Raw genomic sequence first — 16876 nt, 5'->3', positions numbered from 1 at the left:
AAAGAGAGGTCTGTGCAGCAACATTGGGGGAACTTGTGTAAATAACAATGAGTCAGGTTATTTATGCCCGCCGATACAGGCTGCTAGAGGCTATCGGTCTAAAGCACGGCTGGAAATATGTATCGGTTTCTGGTGGACTGGATACCCGCACCGTGACTTTGCAAGGAGTTGTAATAGCTCGGTCACGCGGAGAAATTAAACTAGGTACACAACCTGATGAGGAGACAGGCCATGACCTTGCAAAACAGCAGCGATGCCAAAATTAACGTAATCCGCCAACCGCAGCAGTTGCCTTGCTCGTACATCGACGCCAAGGGCCGCGAGGTTCAGATTACCGAAGAGATGATCCAGCAAGCGTGTCACGAGCTGGAACAGCGACTGGTCAAACCTGCCCAGCAAGGCTGAAGCGCCCACGCTCTTTCAAACCCGGCCTCGATGGCCGGGTTTTTTATTGTGTGCTCGTTTATTGGGTGCTAGATCGTTACCGCGCCCAAGGCGGACACGATGCTCGACAAGGCTGGCGATTCGCCGTTGATCCGCACGCGCAGGCCATCGATCTCGCGGCGCTCCGGATAGTGCTTGCGCAGCAGGTCGAAAGCCTTGCGCTGCTCTTGCTCGCTGCCTACGAGGCTGCGGCGAAAATCCGCATCATCGCGGCGCGGGTCATACACGCTGCGGCACAAGGTCGCCAGCGCCCAGGCCGGGTCGGTCGAGGCATTCAGGTGCACCTCGGCCAGCCACGGCGCCGGCAGCAGGTCGCTCAATTGAATGCTGGCCGGCTGGCCCAGATGCGCACAGAGCGCTTGATAGATCTGCGCCGTCCCACGTTGCTTGCCGTCCAGGCTGTAACCGGCAATATGCGGCGTGGCCAGCACGCACAGGTCAGCCAGGTCGACATCCACCTGCGGCTCGCCTTCCCACACGTCCAGCACCGCTTGCAGGTCTTCGCGAGCCAGCAACACCTCGCGCAGGGCTGCGTTGTCGACCACCGGCCCCCGGCTGGCATTGATCAGCCAGGTGCCGGGCTTGAGACGATTCAGACGCTCGCGATCAAACAGATGCCAGGTGGAACCATTGCCGGATTGAGTCAGCGGCGTATGCAGGCTGATCACATCGCATTGTTCGATGATCTGCTCCAGGCTGACGTAATCACCGTCTTCGGCGATCTGGCGCGGCGGGTCGCACACCCGCACATCCCAGCCCAGGCCCTTGAGCACCTTGACCAGGCGCCCGCCCACTTCACCCGCGCCCACCACGCCGTAGGTGCGCTGCTTGAGGTCGGCCCCCTCGATTTCAGCCAGGGTGTGCAAGCTGCCCAGCACATAATCCACCACACCCCGCGCATTGCAGCCGGGGGCGCTGGACCAGGCAATGCCGGCCTGCGTGAAGTATTCCAGGTCCAGGTGATCGGTGCCGATGGTGCAGGTTCCGACAAACCGCACCGCTGTCCCCTCCAGCAAGGCTCGGTTGACGTGGGTCACCGAACGCACCAGCAGCACATCGGCCTGCTCGACCGTGGCGCGGTCGATGGAGCGACCGGGCACCCGGCGAATTTCGCCAAACCCTTCGAAGAAGGCATCGAGCAGCGGGATATTTTCGTCGGCAACAATCAGCATGGCAGGCTCCTTTCGCGGACCCGCAGTGTAACAGCGCGCATTCCCGGTGGGAGGGGCTTGCTCCCGATAGCGGTAGTCAGTTGCACATTTGTCTCTGAACCGCCGCTATCGGGAGCAAGCCCCCTCCCACTTGGATTCGCGGTGTTGGGGGAGGACGCTTACAAATCGCTAACACAGGTTTTTTCCTGGCCAATGCGTCAAAGCGTAGAATCCGCCGTCCTTGCACTTCGCTTCCCGATTGGACACCCCCGCACGTGAACACTGCCACCCCCCCCCTCACCCGCCCCGCCCGTATCAGTCGGGAAGTGCGCGGCCTGCTGACCCTCGCCCTGCCGATCATGATCGGCCAACTGGCAACCACGGCGATGAGCTTTGTCGACGCCGTGATGGCCGGGCGCGTCAGCCCGCAGGATCTGGCCGCGGTGGGCCTGGGCAATTCGATCTGGATTCCGGTGTATCTGCTGATGACCGGCACCCTGCTGGCCACCACGCCGAAAGTCGCCCAGCGCTACGGCGCCGGCCAGTTCAGCGAGATCGGCCCACTGGTGCGCCAAGCCCTGTGGCTGGCGCTGGTGGTCGGGATCAGTGCCGCGTTGTTGCTGCTCTGCGCCGAACCCATCCTGCATGCCATGAAGGTCGAGCCCGACCTGATCGAACCCTCCATGGGCTACCTGCACGGTATTGCCGCAGGCATGCCGGCTGTCGCGTTCTATTACGTGTTGCGCTGCTTCAGTGACGGCCTGGGCCGCACGCGGCCAAGCATGGTCATGGGCCTGTGTGGGTTGGCGCTGAACATTCCCCTGAATTACATCTTCATCTACGGCCACCTGGGCGTACCGGCCATGGGCGGCGCGGGCTGCGGTTGGGCCACGGCGATTGCGATGTGGGTGATGATGCTCGGCCTGGCCGCCTGGACCCGCTGGGGGCCGGCCTATCAGAGCAGCGAGCTGTTCAAGCGTTTCGACTGGCCCCAGTGGTCGGTGATCAAGCGCGTGCTGGGCATCGGCCTGCCCATCGGCGTCGCGATCTTTGCCGAGTCGAGCATCTTCGCGGTGATCGCCCTGCTGATCGGCAGCCTGGGCGCTACCGTGGTCTCGGGTCACCAGATCGCGCTGAACGTCAGCTCCCTGGTGTTCATGATTCCTTATTCCCTGAGCATGGCGATCACCGTACGCGTCGGCCAGGCCCTGGGCCGTGGCGAACCCCGTGAAGCGCGCTTTGCCGCCGGGGTCGGCATGGGTACGGCGTTGGCGTACGCCTGCTTGTCCTGCGGCCTGATGCTGGTGTTCCGCGAACAGATTGCGACGATCTACACCCCCGACCCGGTCGTGATCCACCTGGCCTCGACGCTGATCGTGTTTTCGGCGCTGTTCCAGTTCTCCGACTCGGTCCAGGTCACCGCCGCCGGCGCGCTGCGTGGTTACCAGGATACCCGGGTGACCATGGTGCTGACGTTGTTCGCCTATTGGGGCGTGGGCCTGCCGGTGGGCTACGCCCTGGGCCTGACCGACTGGCTCGGCGCGCCCAGCGGCCCAAGCGGCTTGTGGCAAGGGCTGATCGTGGGCTTGAGCTGTGCGGCGGGGATGCTGCTGGTACGCCTGGCGCGCAGCGCACGCCGGCGCATCCGTGCGCACAAGGCGTATAGCTAGGAACGCAAATTCAGGAAGCGTTCTTGCGAATCCAATACAGGTACGTACCGGCCTGCTCCTGCTGATCCACCAGTTCGTGGTCAAGGAACACGCAGAACTTGGGAATATCGCGGCGGGTCGACGGGTCGGTCGCGATCACCTTGAGCAAGCCGCCCGGCGGCAGGTCACGGATGTGTTGGTGCAGCATCATCACCGGCTCCGGGCAGTTGAGGCCCGTTGCATCGAGCACTGCGTCTACAGGCAAATCGAGGGGTTGGTTCATACATCACTCCTGAAACGGCACCGCTCCCACAGGGGTTTTGTGGTCAGTTCAATTCTTCAGCGGGTCTTGGGTTTCTTCGCAGTTTCCAGCCGACGCAAGTGGCAAGTCACTTCTTCACGATCGTGATACAGCTGTTTGCAGCCGATCTCCACGCGAATGCCGCGCGCCTTGAAGCCTTCCTCGATACGCTCCAGCAAGCGCTTGACTTCGGCATAGCGCTGCTTCATCGGCAACTTGAGGTTCACCACCGCCTCACGGCAATGCCCCTCGCCGATCCAGGTTTCCAGCAGCGCCGCATTACGTGCAGGCTTTTCAACGATGTCGCAGACCATCCAGTCCACCGGCTGCTTGGGCACGAAGGTGAAGCCGTCGGCCATCAAATGCTGCACCAGGCCGGTGTCCATCAGGCTTTCGGCCATGGGGCCGTTATCGATGGCGGTCACCAGCATGCCGCGGTTGACCAGTTGCCAGGTCCAGCCGCCCGGTGCTGCGCCCAGGTCGACGCCGGTCATGTCGCTGTGCAGCCGCTCGTCCCACTGCTCGCGGGGGATAAAGTGGTGCCACGCCTCTTCCAGTTTCAACGTCGAGCGGCTCGGCGCTTCGCGGGGGAACTTCAGGCGGGGGATACCCATCGGCCACATCGCCGAATTATTCGACTCGGCCAGGCCCATGAACACCTCACGGCCACTCTTGAAGGTCAGCAGCAGGCGCGGCTTGCTCGGGTCGTCCACCAGCTTGCCGGCGTTCAACAAGGCTTTGCGCAGGTGCACTTCGAATTTCTTGCAGAAATTCGACAGCTCTTTGCCGTCGTTGGTGTCGACCATTTCCAGCCACAGGCTGCCGCACACCGGGAAGCCTTGCAGGTGCGCGAGGATCACGCTGATGCGATCCGTTTCCGGCAAGTCGATAAACACCCCGCGCGCCCACTGCCTTGGGAAGATCAACTCGGCAAAACGCTGGCCGTGCATCAGGCGCTGGGCGCCGTCTTCTTCGGTGCAGACAAATTCGGCGCAGGCGCTGCCGGTCTTGGCCTTGGCGTAGCCGGAAACGTTCAGGCGCGCGGCGTGCTCCGCGATCTCGGAACAGACTTCGCCTTCAAAACCCGGGCGGCAGTGCATAAAAAGGGTGTTCATCAACTCTCCTGGTGAATCGACCGGCTTGCGCTATCGCAATACCTGTCATGAAAACCCGCGCATGATAACGGAGTTCTGAACCTTGGACTTAGCGATAGAGTCCAGTTATTAGCCTGCTAATGAAAACAGGGCTAACGTGTAAGGCTCTGTTCGTCCCGTCAGGTCCGTAGCCGTGCGGACCATAAGGAGTCACGTAATGTCATCCCTTGATAGCCTGAGAACCCTTAAAACACTGGAAATAGACAGCAAGACCTACCACTACTTCAGCCTGCCCGAAGCCGCCAAGAGCCTGGGTGACCTGGACACGTTGCCGATGTCGCTCAAGGTGCTGCTGGAAAACCTGCTGCGCTGGGAAGACGCCAAGACCGTCACCGGTGCCGACCTCAAGGCCATCGCCGCCTGGCTCAAAGAGCGCCGGTCCGACCGCGAGATCCAATACCGCCCCGCACGGGTGCTGATGCAGGACTTCACCGGCGTACCCGCCGTGGTCGACCTGGCCGCCATGCGCGCCGCCGTGGCCAAGGCCGGGGGCGACCCGCAGCGCATCAACCCGCTCTCCCCGGTGGACCTGGTGATCGACCACTCGGTGATGGTCGACAAGTTCGGCAGCACCAGCGCGTTCGAGCAGAACGTCGACATTGAAATGCAGCGCAACGGCGAACGCTACGCCTTCCTGCGCTGGGGCCAGAGCGCCTTTGACAATTTCAGTGTGGTACCGCCCGGCACCGGCATCTGCCACCAGGTCAACCTCGAATACCTGGGCCGCACCGTATGGACCAAGGACGAAGACGGCCGCACCTACGCATTCCCCGACACACTGGTGGGCACCGATTCCCACACCACCATGATCAACGGCCTGGGTGTACTCGGCTGGGGGGTGGGCGGGATCGAAGCGGAAGCGGCGATGCTCGGCCAACCGGTGTCGATGCTGATTCCGGAAGTCATTGGCTTCAAGCTCACCGGCAAGCTCAAGGAAGGCATCACCGCTACCGACCTGGTGCTGACCGTCACCCAGATGCTGCGCAAAAAAGGCGTAGTGGGTAAATTCGTCGAGTTCTATGGCGACGGCCTGGCCGACCTGCCTCTGGCGGACCGCGCCACCATCGCCAACATGGCCCCGGAATATGGCGCCACCTGCGGTTTTTTCCCGGTTGATGAAGTGACCCTGGACTACCTGCGCCTGTCCGGTCGCCCGACCGAAACCGTCAAGCTGGTGGAGGCCTACACCAAGGCCCAGGGCCTATGGCGCAATGCGGGCCAGGAGCCGGTGTTCACCGACAGCCTGGCACTGGACATGGGCGACGTCGAAGCCAGCCTCGCCGGGCCGAAACGCCCGCAGGACCGGGTCTCGCTGCCCAATGTGGGCCAGGCGTTCAGCGACTTCCTCGACCTGCAGTTCAAACCCGCCAGCAAAGAAGAGGGCCGCCTGGAAAGCGAGGGCGGCGGTGGCGTCGCGGTGGGCAATGCCGACCTGGTGGGCGAAACCGACTATGAAGAGGCTGGCCAGACCTATCGCTTGAAAAACGGCGCTGTGGTGATCGCGGCGATCACCTCCTGCACCAACACCTCCAACCCCAGCGTGATGATGGCGGCCGGGCTGGTAGCGAAAAAGGCCGTGGAAAAGGGCCTGACCCGCAAACCTTGGGTCAAGAGTTCCCTGGCGCCTGGCTCCAAGGTGGTCACCGACTACTACAAGGCGGCGGGCCTCACTCAATACCTGGACAAACTGGGCTTCGACCTGGTGGGTTATGGCTGCACCACCTGCATCGGCAACTCCGGCCCATTGCCCGAGCCGATTGAAAAGGCCATCCAGAAAGCCGACCTCACCGTCGCTTCGGTTCTGTCCGGCAACCGCAACTTCGAAGGCCGCGTACACCCGCTGGTGAAAACCAACTGGCTGGCCTCACCGCCGCTGGTGGTGGCGTATGCCCTGGCCGGTACGGTGCGCATCGATATCAGCCGCGAACCGTTGGGCAACGACCGGGATGGCAAGCCGGTGTACCTCAAGGACATCTGGCCAAGCAGCCAGGAAATCGCCGACGCGGTGGCCCAGGTCAGCACGGGCATGTTCCACAAGGAATATGCCGAGGTGTTTGCCGGGGACGCGCAATGGCAAGCGATTGAAGTACCGCAGGCCGCGACCTACGTGTGGCAGAAGGACTCCACCTACATCCAGCACCCGCCGTTCTTCGATGATATTGCCGGGCCTTTGCCGGTGATCGAGGACGTCAAAGGCGCCAAGGTGCTGGCCCTGCTGGGGGATTCGGTGACCACCGACCACATCTCCCCTGCCGGTAATATCAAGACCGACAGCCCCGCCGGTCGCTACCTGCGCGAGCAAGGCGTGGAACCGCGCGACTTCAACTCCTACGGCTCACGCCGGGGCAACCATGAAGTGATGATGCGCGGCACCTTTGCCAATATCCGCATCCGCAACGAAATGCTCGGCGGCGAGGAAGGCGGCAATACGTTGTATATCCCCACCGGCGAGAAGATGGCGATCTACGATGCGGCGATGAAGTACCAGGCGGCGGGCACGCCGCTGGTGGTGGTTGCCGGGCAAGAATACGGCACCGGCTCCAGCCGAGACTGGGCGGCCAAGGGTACCAACCTGTTGGGGGTCAAGGCGGTGATCGCCGAGAGTTTCGAGCGTATCCACCGCTCCAACCTGGTGGGCATGGGCGTGCTGCCCTTGCAGTTCAAGCTGGATCAGAACCGCAAGACACTCAAACTGAGCGGCCGGGAGACGATCGATATTCTTGGGCTGACCCATGCCGAGATCGAGCCGCGAATGAACCTGACGCTGGTGATTACCCGGGAAGATGGCAGTACGGAGAAGGTCGAAGTGCTGTGCCGGATTGATACCCTGAACGAAGTCGAATACTTCAAAGCCGGGGGCATCCTGCACTACGTACTGCGCCAGTTGATCGCCTCGTAGAAAACCAGGCAAATCAAAGGAGAACCAATGTGGGAGGGGGCTTGTCCCCTCCCACTTTTTTACTGTGTTGCGATCAGAACAACCAGCGCCACAGCAACACCAGCACCACCACAGCCAGCACCGGCCGTGCAACACGGTAGGCCTTGGGATGCTTGCGCTTCCACTGCTTGACCACACCACTGAACTTGTCGCTGAAGGTCTTGCTCCAGGCATAGGCCTGGTTGATCCCGCCTACGCGTTCGTCATCCAGGTTCTGCGGCGCGGTGGCGCGGCCCAGTTGCTTGCTGACCCAACGGTTGACGCGGGTCATCAGGCGGTTGCTCAGCGGGCGCTCGATGTCGCAGAACAGGATGACGCGGGTCTGTTCGGTTTCGTTCTTCACCCAGTGCACATAGGTTTCGTCGAACATTACGTCTTCACCGTCGCGCCAGGCATAGATCTGGCCGTCGACAAAGATGCGGCAATCGTCGGAGTTCGGCGTGGACAGGCCCAGGTGATAACGCAGGGAACCGGCAAACGGGTCGCGGTGCGGGTTCAGGTGACTGCCGCCCGGCAACAGCGCGAACATTGCGCCCTTGACGTTAGGGATGCTGCTCACCAGCGCCACGGTTTTCGGGCACAGTGCCTCGGCCGACGGCAGCGGTTTGTCGTACCACTTGAGGTAGAAACGCTTCCAGCCCTTTTTGAAGAACGAGCCGAAACCGGCGTCGTTGTTCTTTTCGGCGGCGCGGATGTAACCCTCGTCGAACAGGTGCATGGCCTCTTCGCGGATCACTTCCCAGTTGTCCTTGAGCACATCCAGTTCGGGGAACTTGCTGCGGTCCAGGTAGGGTTTGGACGGCACCGCCGAAAACAGGTACATCAAGGCGTTATAAGGGGCGAACAGCGCCGAATGGTTGACGAACTGACGCAACACCGGCAAACGCGCCTTGCCGCGCAAATGCACGTACAGAATGCTGCCGATAAAAAGCGACAGCACCGACAGTTTGGCGGCCAAAGAAAAGGTCATGCAGCAACTCCTGGAAATAAGCGCCTGGCCAACAGCAGACGTAGCAGCCGGCCATGATAAACACTTGAGCCAGTATGCAGAAGGCCCAGGTCGACCGGCTGACCTACATCAACCCCCTTGGATAAAGACTTGTAGTGAGCGGGCTTGCCCCGCGCTGGGGGGCGAAGCCGCCCTAAATCCAGACACCTCGGTCTTTCTAAAACACCGCGGCGTCCTTGTTGGGGCGGCTGCGCCCCCCAGCGCGGGGCAAGCCCGCTCACTACAGGCGATCAAGCCTGGTTCTCTTGCTCGGTAAACAAATCACTGAACAGCATGCTCGACAAGTAGCGCTCACCGGAGTCCGGCAGGATCACCACGATGGTCTTGCCCTGCATTTCCGGTTTCTCGGCCAGGCGTACGGCCACCGCCATGGCGGCGCCACAGGAAATACCGCACAGGATCCCCTCCTCCTGCATCAGGCGCAGGGCCATGGCCTTGGACTCATCGTCGGTCACCAGTTCGACGCGGTCGACCATCGACAAATCGAGGTTTTTCGGCACGAAACCGGCGCCGATCCCCTGGATTTTATGCGGGCTGGGCTTGATCTCTTCCCCGGCCAGCGCCTGAGTGATCACCGGCGAGATGATCGGCTCGACGGCCACCGACACAATCGGCTTACCGACCGTCTTCTTGATATACCGCGACACGCCAGTAATGGTGCCGCCGGTGCCCACACCTGCCACGAGCACATCCACGGCGCCGTCGGTGTCGTTCCAGATTTCCGGGCCGGTGGTTTTTTCGTGGATCGCCGGGTTGGCCGGGTTTTCGAACTGGCCCGGCATAAAGTACTGGGACGGATCGCTGGCAACGATTTCGCCGGCTTTTTCGATGGCGCCCTTCATGCCTTTGGCCGGCTCGGTCAGCACCAGTTCGGCGCCGAGCGCCTTGAGCACCTTACGGCGTTCGATGCTCATGGACGACGGCATGGTCAGCAGCAGTTTGTAGCCACGGGCCGCGGCAACAAAGGCCAGGCCAATGCCAGTGTTGCCGGATGTCGGCTCGACAATGGTCATGCCCGGCTTGAGTTTGCCGGTGCTCTCGGCGTCCCAGATCATATTCGCGCCAATGCGGCACTTCACCGAATAGCCCGGGTTACGCCCCTCGATCTTGGCCAGGATAGTCACGCCACGCGGTGCGATGCGGTTGATCTGTACCAGGGGCGTATTACCGATGGAGTGCGCGTTGTCTGCAAAGATGCGGCTCATGACGGGTCCTTAAAGCAATTTGAACAATGGCCCCAAGGGTATGCCTCGTCATCCGAGGCGTCCAGTCAGAGGAACGTTGCGCCCACGCCAAAGGTCCATCGCCTATACCGTTGGAGAACCTCACTATGAAACGTCGCTACAGTGGGCTGCTATGGATCGTCGCCGTACTGGTGGTGCTGTTGATCGCCCTGGACCTGGCCCTGCCCTATCTGGTGCGCAATTACCTCAATGACAAGCTCGCCGACATGGGCGATTACCGTGGCCAGGTCACTGATGTGGACGTGGCGCTGTGGCGCGGCGCGTACCGGATCAACGGCTTGCAGATCGTCAAGGTCGACGGCAAGGTGCCGGTGCCGTTCGTCAAGGCGCCGGTGATCGATCTGTCGGTGAGCTGGCATTCGCTGTGGTACGACCACGCCGTGGTGGCCGAGGTGCAGTTCTCCCAGCCGGAGCTGAATTTTGTCGACGGCGGCAACCAGCAATCCTCGCAGACCGGTAAGGGCACCGACTGGCGTGAACAGTTGGGCAAACTGTTGCCGATCACGCTCAACGAAGTGCGCATTCAGGACGGCAAGATCGCCTTCCACAACTTCACCTCCAAGCCGCCGGTGAATATCAAGGCCAGTTCGGTGAACGCCAGTTTCTACAACCTGACCAATGTGGTCGACGTCCAGGGCAAGCGTGACGCCAGCTTCGAAGGCAAAGCCCTGTTGCAGGGCCAGGCTCCGCTGGAAGCCTCCGCCACCTTTGACCCGTTGAGCAATTTCGAAGATTTCGAATTCCGTTTCCGCGCCAAAGACCTGCAACTCAAGCGTATGAACGAGTTTGCCTCGGCCTACGGCAAATTCGACTTCAAGGCCGGCACCGGCGATGTGGTGATCGAGGCCCAGGCCGAAAAAGGCCAGTTGAAAGGCTATATCAAGCCGCTGCTGCGCGATGTCGAGGTGTTCGACTGGCAGCAGGACGTCGAGAACAAGGACAAGAACATCTTTCGCTCGATCTGGGAAGCCGTGGTCGGCGCCAGCGAAACCGTATTGAAGAACCAGAACAAAAACCAGTTTGCCACCCGCGTAGAGTTAAGCGGCAGCGTGCACCAGCAAAATATCAGCGCGTTCTCCGCGTTTTTGGCGATTTTGCGTAACGGTTTCATCCAGGCCTTCAATGCGCGATATGAACAACCCAAACCTTCGGCGAATTGAATGTGACCGGTCATTCAGAGACTGAATAATCCGCCTGCGTTCACAGTCGCCGGGGCTGCGCGGTATAGTCCGGGCATAGATGAATTCGAGGAATGACCGATGAAGTTCGAAGGCACCCAGGCCTACGTTGCCACCGACGACTTGAAACTGGCCGTCAACGCTGCCATTACTTTGGAACGCCCTTTGCTGGTCAAGGGCGAACCGGGCACCGGCAAGACCATGCTCGCCGAGCAACTGGCCGAATCCTTCGGCGCCAAGCTGATCACCTGGCACATCAAATCCACCACCAAGGCCCACCAGGGCCTGTACGAGTACGATGCGGTCAGCCGCCTGCGCGACTCGCAGTTGGGCGTGGATAAAGTCCACGACGTGCGCAACTACCTGAAGAAGGGCAAGCTCTGGGAAGCCTTCGAATCCGAAGAACGCGTCATCCTGCTGATCGATGAAATCGACAAGGCCGACATCGAGTTCCCCAACGACCTGTTGCAAGAACTCGACAAGATGGAGTTCTACGTCTACGAGATCGACGAGACCATCAAGGCCAAAAAACGCCCGATCATCATCATTACCTCCAACAACGAAAAAGAACTGCCGGACGCCTTCCTGCGCCGCTGCTTCTTCCATTACATCGCCTTCCCCGACCGCACCACCCTGCAAAAGATCGTGGATGTGCACTACCCCGATATCAAGAAAGAACTGGTCAGCGAAGCGCTGGACGTATTCTTCGATGTGCGCAAAGTCCCGGGCCTGAAGAAAAAACCTTCCACTTCCGAACTGGTCGACTGGCTCAAACTGCTGATGGCCGACAACATCGGCGAGGCCGTGCTGCGCGAGCGCGACCCGACCAAGGCCATTCCGCCCCTGGCCGGCGCCCTGGTGAAGAACGAGCAGGACGTTCAGTTGCTGGAACGCCTGGCCTTCATGAGCCGTCGCGGTAATCGATAATGTTGCTCAACCTGTTCAATGAGATGCGTGCAGCCAAGGTGCCGGTGTCGGTACGCGAGCTGCTCGACCTGATCAACGCCCTGAAACAGCGGGTGACTTTCGCCGACATGGACGAGTTTTACTACTTGGCCCGGGCGATTCTGGTCAAGGACGAACGGCATTACGACAAGTTCGACCGCGCCTTCGGTGCCTACTTCAACGGCCTGGAAAAACTCGATGACCATCTGCAGGCGCTGATCCCGGAAGACTGGCTGCGCAAGGAGTTCGAACGCTCGCTGACCGATGAGGAACGCGCGCAGATCCAGTCCCTGGGCGGCCTCGACAAATTGATCGAGGAATTCAAGAAACGCCTGGAAGAACAGAAAGAACGCCACGCCGGCGGCAACAAGTGGATCGGCACCGGCGGCACCAGCCCATTCGGCTCCGGTGGTTACAACCCGGAAGGTATCCGCGTCGGCGATGCGGGCAAGCGCCAGGGCAAAGCCGTAAAGGTGTGGGACCAGCGCGAGTACAAGAACCTCGACGATCAGGTCGAGCTGGGCACGCGCAACATCAAGATCGCGCTGCGCCGCCTGCGCAAGTTCGCCCGTCAAGGCGCGGCGGAAGAGCTGGACATCGACGGCACCATCGACCACACCGCCCGCGATGCCGGCCTGCTGAATATCCAGATGCGTCCGGAGCGGCGCAACACCATCAAGCTGCTGTTGCTGTTCGATATCGGCGGCTCGATGGACGCCCATGTGAAGATCTGCGAAGAGTTGTTTTCCGCGTGCAAGACCGAGTTCAAGCACCTGGAGTACTTCTACTTCCATAACTTCGTGTACGAGTCGGTGTGGAAGAACAACCAGCGTCGCACCTCGGAACGCACGTCCACACAAGACCTGCTGCACAAGTACGGCGCGGATTACAAAGTGATTTTCATCGGCGACGCGTCAATGGCGCCCTACGAAATCACGCAAGCCGGTGGCAGCGTCGAGCACTGGAACGAGGAGCCTGGGTATATGTGGATGCAGCGCTTCATGGCCAAGTACAAGAAGCTGATCTGGATCAACCCGTATCCGAAGGACACGTGGGGCTATACGGCGTCGACCGGGATTGTGCGGGAGTTGGTGGAAGACCAGATGTATCCGCTGACCCTGCGCGGGCTCGAAGAAGGCATGCGCTTTCTCTCCAAATAAACACGCCTCCTGAGATCCAATGTGGGAGGGGGCTTGCTCCCGATGGCGGTGGCTCAGTACCTGATGGGCTGACTGACACACTGCTATCGGGAGCAAGCCCCCTCCCACATTTTGATCCCAGTGTCTTTTAGACCGTGGCCAGCCGCAGTAAAAAGTCGACATGCTGCCGGTGCGCAGTCTCCTGCACCACCGGCGTCAACCTCACCGTATCCCCCGGCAGGCACTGCGCCAATCGCGCCAGCGCCAACGGCGTCAAGGCACCCAGGCGCGGATACCCCCCAATCGTCTGTCGATCATTAAGCAACACAATCGGCTGCCCATCCGGCGGCACCTGGATCGCCCCCAACGGAATCCCTTCGGAAATCAATGACGGCCCCTGGTACTGCAACGGCGTGCCCAGCAGGCGCATACCCATGCGGTCGGCGCGGCTGTCGAGGATCCATTCGCTGTTGAACGCATCAAACAGGCTTTGGCCGCTGAACTGGCCGATCTGCGCACCGACGATCACCTCCAGCGGCGCCTTGGGGGGCAAGGCCGGATCAGCCAACACCCTCATCGCCCCGCCGACACCGGAATAAGCCAGGCGACCGCCTTGGGCCAACGCCTTGCCGAAACCGTCCGGGCCGCCCAGCTCCTCGCGCACGACCGTGGCGCAGCTGCCCAACACCGGCGGCGCATCGAACCCGCCCGGTGCCGCCAGGTAAGCCCGGGCGCCACTGAACGGCTGGGTAAAGCGCAGCCGCTGGCCCTTTTGCAGGATAAAACTGCGGCCTGGGCTGATCGCGCGCTCATCGATATACGCGCCCAGATCCGCCCCGGCCAACGCCAGCAGGCAATAATCCTCGGCCTGCAGGGTAAAGCCGCCCAAGGTGATTTCCACTACCGGCGCATCCAGCGCATTGCCCAGCAGCCAATTGGCCCAGGACATCGAGACCCAATCCAGCGCCCCGCCCTGCGTCACGCCCAGGTGGCGCACACCAAAGCGGCCCGCATCCTGCAACAGGCACAGCGGCGTGCTGGCCTCGATCAACAAGTGGCTCATGCCTGCGCCTCCAACGGCGTGTCGTCGCCACCCAGGTTGATGAATTCGGCGTGGTCGACCGGCTCGAAACGCACCGTGTCGCCGGGCTGCATCAGGCTGTAGCCGTCACGTTCGCGGTCGAAGAGTTTGGCCGGGGTGCGCCCGATCAGGTTCCAGCCGCCGGGAGAGATCACCGGGTAGGCGGCGGTTTGCCGTTCAGCGATGCCGACGCTCCCCGCCGCGATGCGTTTGCGCGGCGTATTGAGGCGCGGTGTGGCGAGGATTTCATCGACCAGCCCCATGAACGCGAACCCCGGGGCAAAGCCGAGGGCGAACACCTGATATTCATGGGCGCTGTGACGGCGGATCACCTCCTCAACCGCCAGGCCACTGCGCCGGCTGAGCAACGTCAGCTCCGGGCCCACGCTCAGGTCGTACCACACCGGCAGCACATGGGCTTGGCCGCTGCCCTGAACCTGAGGTTGCAGGTCAGTCAATGCAAGGTCGATCAACTCGCGTGCCTGGGCCGGGCTGAGCGCCGTGAGATCGTAATGCACCATCAAGGTGGTGTAAGACGGCACCAGATCCACCAGCGCCGCGCCGAACCTCTCGCGCAAGCGCTGAGTGGCGGCGAGCATCCACGGCATATTGGCTTCGGCAATCACGTCGAACAGACGCACCATCAAGCCGTCAATGGCGACCACTTCAATGCGTGGCTTCATGCTGACTTCAACGCCTCGCGGATGCGTTGTACCGCAGCGATCGAACTGGCGTTATCGCCATGCACGCACAAGGTGTTGGCCTGCAAGATCAAGGCGCTGCCGTCGCTGGCCGTCAGGGCTGTGCCACGGGAAATGGTCAGGGCCTGCTGCAAGATCGTGTCGGCGTCGTGATGCACGGCCCCCGGCAATTGACGGGAAACCAGGTGACCCTTGGCGTCGTAGGCGCGGTCGGCGAACGCTTCAAACCACAGGATCACACCGTATTCATCACCCAGCGCCTGGGCCGCGCTGTTGTCGCGGGTGGCCAGCAGCATCAGCGGCAAATCGCCATAAGCCGCCACGGCCTGGATCACTGCACGCAGTTGCGCAGGGTTGGCCATCATGTCGTTGTACATCGCCCCATGGGGTTTGACGTAGCTGACCCGTCCGCCCTGGGCGCGACAAATGCCATCGAGAGCGCCGATCTGATAATGCAGCAGGTCCTGGATCTCCTGGGCCGTGTAGGCCATGGAGCGACGGCCGAAGCCTTGCAGGTCCTGGTAGGCCGGGTGTGCACCGACTTGCACGCCATGCTTGAAAGCCAGGCTGACGGTCTTGCGCATGATGCTCGGGTCGCCGGCATGAAAACCGCAGGCCACGTTGGCGCAATCGATGAACGGCATGACCTCGGCATCCAGACCCATGGTCCAGTTACCGAAGCTTTCGCCGATATCGCAATTCAATAACAGACGGCTCACGGTGGGCGCTCCTGTAGGCGTTGTTTTTTTGTAGTGTGGGATTTTTTACCCGGAACTCGCAACTTGTCCTCATACCCCAACGACGCTTATCGTGGAATGGCTCGATTTTTGGCGTTTGCCCGGTGCGGCGTCCAACTAATAAAAACCGATCCATGCATAAGAAAAGTTGATCCCATGAATTTGAAGTTCCTCGAAACCTTCGTCTGGGTGGCCAAGCTCAAGAGTTTTCGACTGACCGCCGAGAAGCTGTTCACGACCCAGGCCTCGATTTCCAGCCGCATTGCGGTGTTGGAAAGCGAGCTGGGTGTGAAGCTGTTGCTGCGCGACTCACGGGGCGTGAGCCTGACCCCGGAAGGCTTGAAGGTGCTCGATTACGCCGAGCAAATGATGGGGACCATGCAAGAGCTGAAGCGGTCCCTGGAAACCACCAGCAGCAAGGTCGGGCGCATTCGGATCGGCGTGATGGACACTGTCATCCACACCTGGCTGAGCCCGTTGGTGGCGGAACTGATGGATCATTTTCCGCTGGTGGAAATCGAGTTGATCGCCGATACCGCATTGAACCTCAGCGATCAGCTGCAAAAAGGCTTTCTCGATCTTATCCTGCAAACCGACCTGCTGCGCCTGGAAACCGTGCGCAGCCTGGAACTGGCCAGCCACCCCATGGCCTGGATCGTCGCCAGCCACTCGATTTACCACCGCGACTACGCTTCCCTCGCCGAACTGGCCCAGGAGCGCATCATTACCTACTCGAAAAATTCCCACCCGCATCAGGACGTGCTGAGCCTGATGCAGGCCAACGGCGTGGCCGCGCCACGGATGAACTGTGTGAATTCGGTGTCGGCGATTACCCGTTTGCTGCGCGATGGCTTCGGCATTGGGGCGCTGCCGCCGGTGCTGGTCAGCGAGGAATTGGCGCGGGGGGAATTGGTGATGTTGCCCATGACGCAAAAACTGCCGAACTTGCAGGTGGTGGTGTCATGGCGTGTGGGAGTGGAGTTGGTGGAGGAGATTGTGGGGTTGTGCCAGACAGTCGTGGCCCGTTATGCCGAGGAAGTCGGCGAGGAGCGGATGGTCCTGAGCTGAAACGGTGGGAGGGGGCAAGCCCTAATGCTCGTCAGTCAAGAGAACCTGCCGCGACCAAGCTCTGTAGTGAGCGGGCTTGCCCCGCGCTGGGTGGCAAAGCCGCCCCAACAAAGACGCCGCGGTATTTCAGGAGGACC

15 protein-coding genes are annotated in these 16876 nt (G+C 61.2%); 7 read left to right on the top strand and 8 right to left on the bottom strand.

Annotated elements, in window-relative coordinates; all coding sequences use genetic code 11:
• Positions 1-231: 231 nt before the first annotated feature.
• Positions 232-405 (top strand): PA1571 family protein, encoded by a 174-nt coding sequence (locus tag DK870_RS29340; protein WP_060753137.1) that lies wholly within the window; start codon positions 232-234, stop codon positions 403-405.
• Positions 406-473: 68 nt separating this feature from the next.
• Here DK870_RS29340 and pdxB read toward each other — a convergent pair whose 3' ends face one another.
• Positions 474-1616 carry a 4-phosphoerythronate dehydrogenase PdxB gene (gene pdxB / locus DK870_RS12380; protein WP_104995821.1) on the bottom strand — a complete coding sequence of 381 codons (1143 nt, stop codon included), beginning with the start codon at positions 1614-1616 and terminating at the stop codon, positions 474-476.
• A gap of 254 nt (positions 1617-1870) precedes the next feature.
• On the opposite strand from pdxB, the gene DK870_RS12375 reads away from it, so the two are divergent.
• Positions 1871-3265: an MATE family efflux transporter gene (locus tag DK870_RS12375; protein ID WP_161548742.1), complete on the top strand. Its 1395-nt coding sequence runs from the start codon at positions 1871-1873 to the stop codon at positions 3263-3265.
• Between the two features lie 10 nt (positions 3266-3275).
• On the opposite strand, the gene tusA is transcribed toward DK870_RS12375, so the two are convergent.
• Both tusA and rlmM read right to left on the bottom strand, forming a co-directional pair.
• Positions 3276-3527: a sulfurtransferase TusA gene (gene tusA, locus DK870_RS12370; protein ID WP_060753134.1), complete on the bottom strand. Its 252-nt coding sequence runs from the start codon at positions 3525-3527 to the stop codon at positions 3276-3278.
• A gap of 56 nt (positions 3528-3583) precedes the next feature.
• The gene (rlmM, locus tag DK870_RS12365) at positions 3584-4660 is read right to left on the bottom strand and encodes a 23S rRNA (cytidine(2498)-2'-O)-methyltransferase RlmM (protein ID WP_060753133.1); all 1077 of its coding nucleotides are present in this window, start codon (positions 4658-4660) and stop codon (positions 3584-3586) included.
• 196 nt (positions 4661-4856) lie between these two features.
• On the opposite strand from rlmM, the gene acnA reads away from it, so the two are divergent.
• Positions 4857-7598, top strand: coding sequence for an aconitate hydratase AcnA (gene acnA, locus DK870_RS12360; protein ID WP_161548741.1), 2742 nt, complete (start codon positions 4857-4859; stop codon positions 7596-7598).
• A 73-nt stretch (positions 7599-7671) separates the two neighbouring features.
• Here acnA and DK870_RS12355 read toward each other — a convergent pair whose 3' ends face one another.
• Positions 7672-8607, bottom strand: a complete 936-nt coding sequence (locus DK870_RS12355) for an aspartyl/asparaginyl beta-hydroxylase domain-containing protein (protein ID WP_060753131.1) — start codon at positions 8605-8607, stop codon at positions 7672-7674.
• Positions 8608-8876: 269 nt separating this feature from the next.
• Positions 8877-9851: a cysteine synthase A gene (cysK, locus tag DK870_RS12350; protein ID WP_161548740.1), complete on the bottom strand. Its 975-nt coding sequence runs from the start codon at positions 9849-9851 to the stop codon at positions 8877-8879.
• 125 nt (positions 9852-9976) lie between these two features.
• Here cysK and DK870_RS12345 point away from each other — a divergent pair, with 125 nt between their 5' ends.
• The 3 genes from DK870_RS12345 (at position 9977) to DK870_RS12335 (ending at position 13173) form a co-directional block, all read left to right on the top strand.
• The gene (locus DK870_RS12345) at positions 9977-11050 is read left to right on the top strand and encodes a DUF748 domain-containing protein (protein WP_161548739.1); all 1074 of its coding nucleotides are present in this window, start codon (positions 9977-9979) and stop codon (positions 11048-11050) included.
• Positions 11051-11149: 99 nt separating this feature from the next.
• Entirely contained in the window at positions 11150-11995 is an 846-nt protein-coding gene (locus DK870_RS12340) for a MoxR family ATPase (RefSeq protein ID WP_060753128.1), read from the top strand.
• A complete protein-coding gene (locus DK870_RS12335) occupies positions 11995-13173 on the top strand; it encodes a VWA domain-containing protein (protein WP_161548738.1) in 1179 nt (392 codons plus the stop codon). The genes DK870_RS12340 and DK870_RS12335 overlap by 1 nt, the downstream gene beginning before the upstream one ends.
• Positions 13174-13300: 127 nt before the next feature.
• Here DK870_RS12335 and DK870_RS12330 read toward each other — a convergent pair whose 3' ends face one another.
• Genes DK870_RS12330 through DK870_RS12320 form a run of 3 tightly spaced genes read right to left on the bottom strand, consistent with a single transcriptional unit; the run spans position 13301 to position 15653 of the window.
• Entirely contained in the window at positions 13301-14215 is a 915-nt protein-coding gene (locus DK870_RS12330) for a biotin-dependent carboxyltransferase family protein (RefSeq protein WP_161548737.1), read from the bottom strand.
• Positions 14212-14916 carry an allophanate hydrolase subunit 1 gene (locus tag DK870_RS12325; RefSeq protein ID WP_104995814.1) on the bottom strand — a complete coding sequence of 235 codons (705 nt, stop codon included), beginning with the start codon at positions 14914-14916 and terminating at the stop codon, positions 14212-14214. The genes DK870_RS12330 and DK870_RS12325 overlap by 4 nt, the downstream gene beginning before the upstream one ends.
• Positions 14913-15653 (bottom strand): 5-oxoprolinase subunit PxpA, encoded by a 741-nt coding sequence (locus tag DK870_RS12320; protein WP_161548736.1) that lies wholly within the window; start codon positions 15651-15653, stop codon positions 14913-14915. Before DK870_RS12320 ends, DK870_RS12325 begins: the two co-directional genes overlap by 4 nt.
• 174 nt (positions 15654-15827) lie before the next feature.
• Here DK870_RS12320 and DK870_RS12315 point away from each other — a divergent pair, with 174 nt between their 5' ends.
• The gene (locus tag DK870_RS12315; RefSeq protein ID WP_060753123.1) at positions 15828-16739 is read left to right on the top strand and encodes a LysR family transcriptional regulator; all 912 of its coding nucleotides are present in this window, start codon (positions 15828-15830) and stop codon (positions 16737-16739) included.
• Positions 16740-16876: the final 137 nt, after the last annotated feature.

Source organism: Pseudomonas sp. Q1 (assembly GCF_009935975.1).
GTDB lineage: Bacteria > Pseudomonadota > Gammaproteobacteria > Pseudomonadales > Pseudomonadaceae > Aquipseudomonas > Aquipseudomonas palleroniana.
The sequence above is the reverse complement of the archived record's forward strand: the minus strand, read 5'-3'. Positions and strand labels throughout refer to the sequence as shown.

What these genes read in the sequence shown, in the direction of transcription:
- DK870_RS29340 (WP_060753137.1), top strand. Translation starts at nt 232, where the DNA reads ATGACCTTGCAAAACAGCAGCGATGCCAAAATTAACGTAATCCGCCAA.
- pdxB (WP_104995821.1), bottom strand. Translation starts at nt 1,616, where the DNA reads ATGCTGATTGTTGCCGACGAAAATATCCCGCTGCTCGATGCCTTCTTC.
- tusA (WP_060753134.1), bottom strand. Translation starts at nt 3,527, where the DNA reads ATGAACCAACCCCTCGATTTGCCTGTAGACGCAGTGCTCGATGCAACG.
- rlmM (WP_060753133.1), bottom strand. Translation starts at nt 4,660, where the DNA reads ATGAACACCCTTTTTATGCACTGCCGCCCGGGTTTTGAAGGCGAAGTC.
- acnA (WP_161548741.1), top strand. Translation starts at nt 4,857, where the DNA reads ATGTCATCCCTTGATAGCCTGAGAACCCTTAAAACACTGGAAATAGAC.
- DK870_RS12355 (WP_060753131.1), bottom strand. Translation starts at nt 8,607, where the DNA reads ATGACCTTTTCTTTGGCCGCCAAACTGTCGGTGCTGTCGCTTTTTATC.
- cysK (WP_161548740.1), bottom strand. Translation starts at nt 9,851, where the DNA reads ATGAGCCGCATCTTTGCAGACAACGCGCACTCCATCGGTAATACGCCC.
- DK870_RS12345 (WP_161548739.1), top strand. Translation starts at nt 9,977, where the DNA reads ATGAAACGTCGCTACAGTGGGCTGCTATGGATCGTCGCCGTACTGGTG.
- DK870_RS12340 (WP_060753128.1), top strand. Translation starts at nt 11,150, where the DNA reads ATGAAGTTCGAAGGCACCCAGGCCTACGTTGCCACCGACGACTTGAAA.
- DK870_RS12335 (WP_161548738.1), top strand. Translation starts at nt 11,995, where the DNA reads ATGTTGCTCAACCTGTTCAATGAGATGCGTGCAGCCAAGGTGCCGGTG.
- DK870_RS12330 (WP_161548737.1), bottom strand. Translation starts at nt 14,215, where the DNA reads ATGAGCCACTTGTTGATCGAGGCCAGCACGCCGCTGTGCCTGTTGCAG.
- DK870_RS12325 (WP_104995814.1), bottom strand. Translation starts at nt 14,916, where the DNA reads ATGAAGCCACGCATTGAAGTGGTCGCCATTGACGGCTTGATGGTGCGT.
- DK870_RS12315 (WP_060753123.1), top strand. Translation starts at nt 15,828, where the DNA reads ATGAATTTGAAGTTCCTCGAAACCTTCGTCTGGGTGGCCAAGCTCAAG.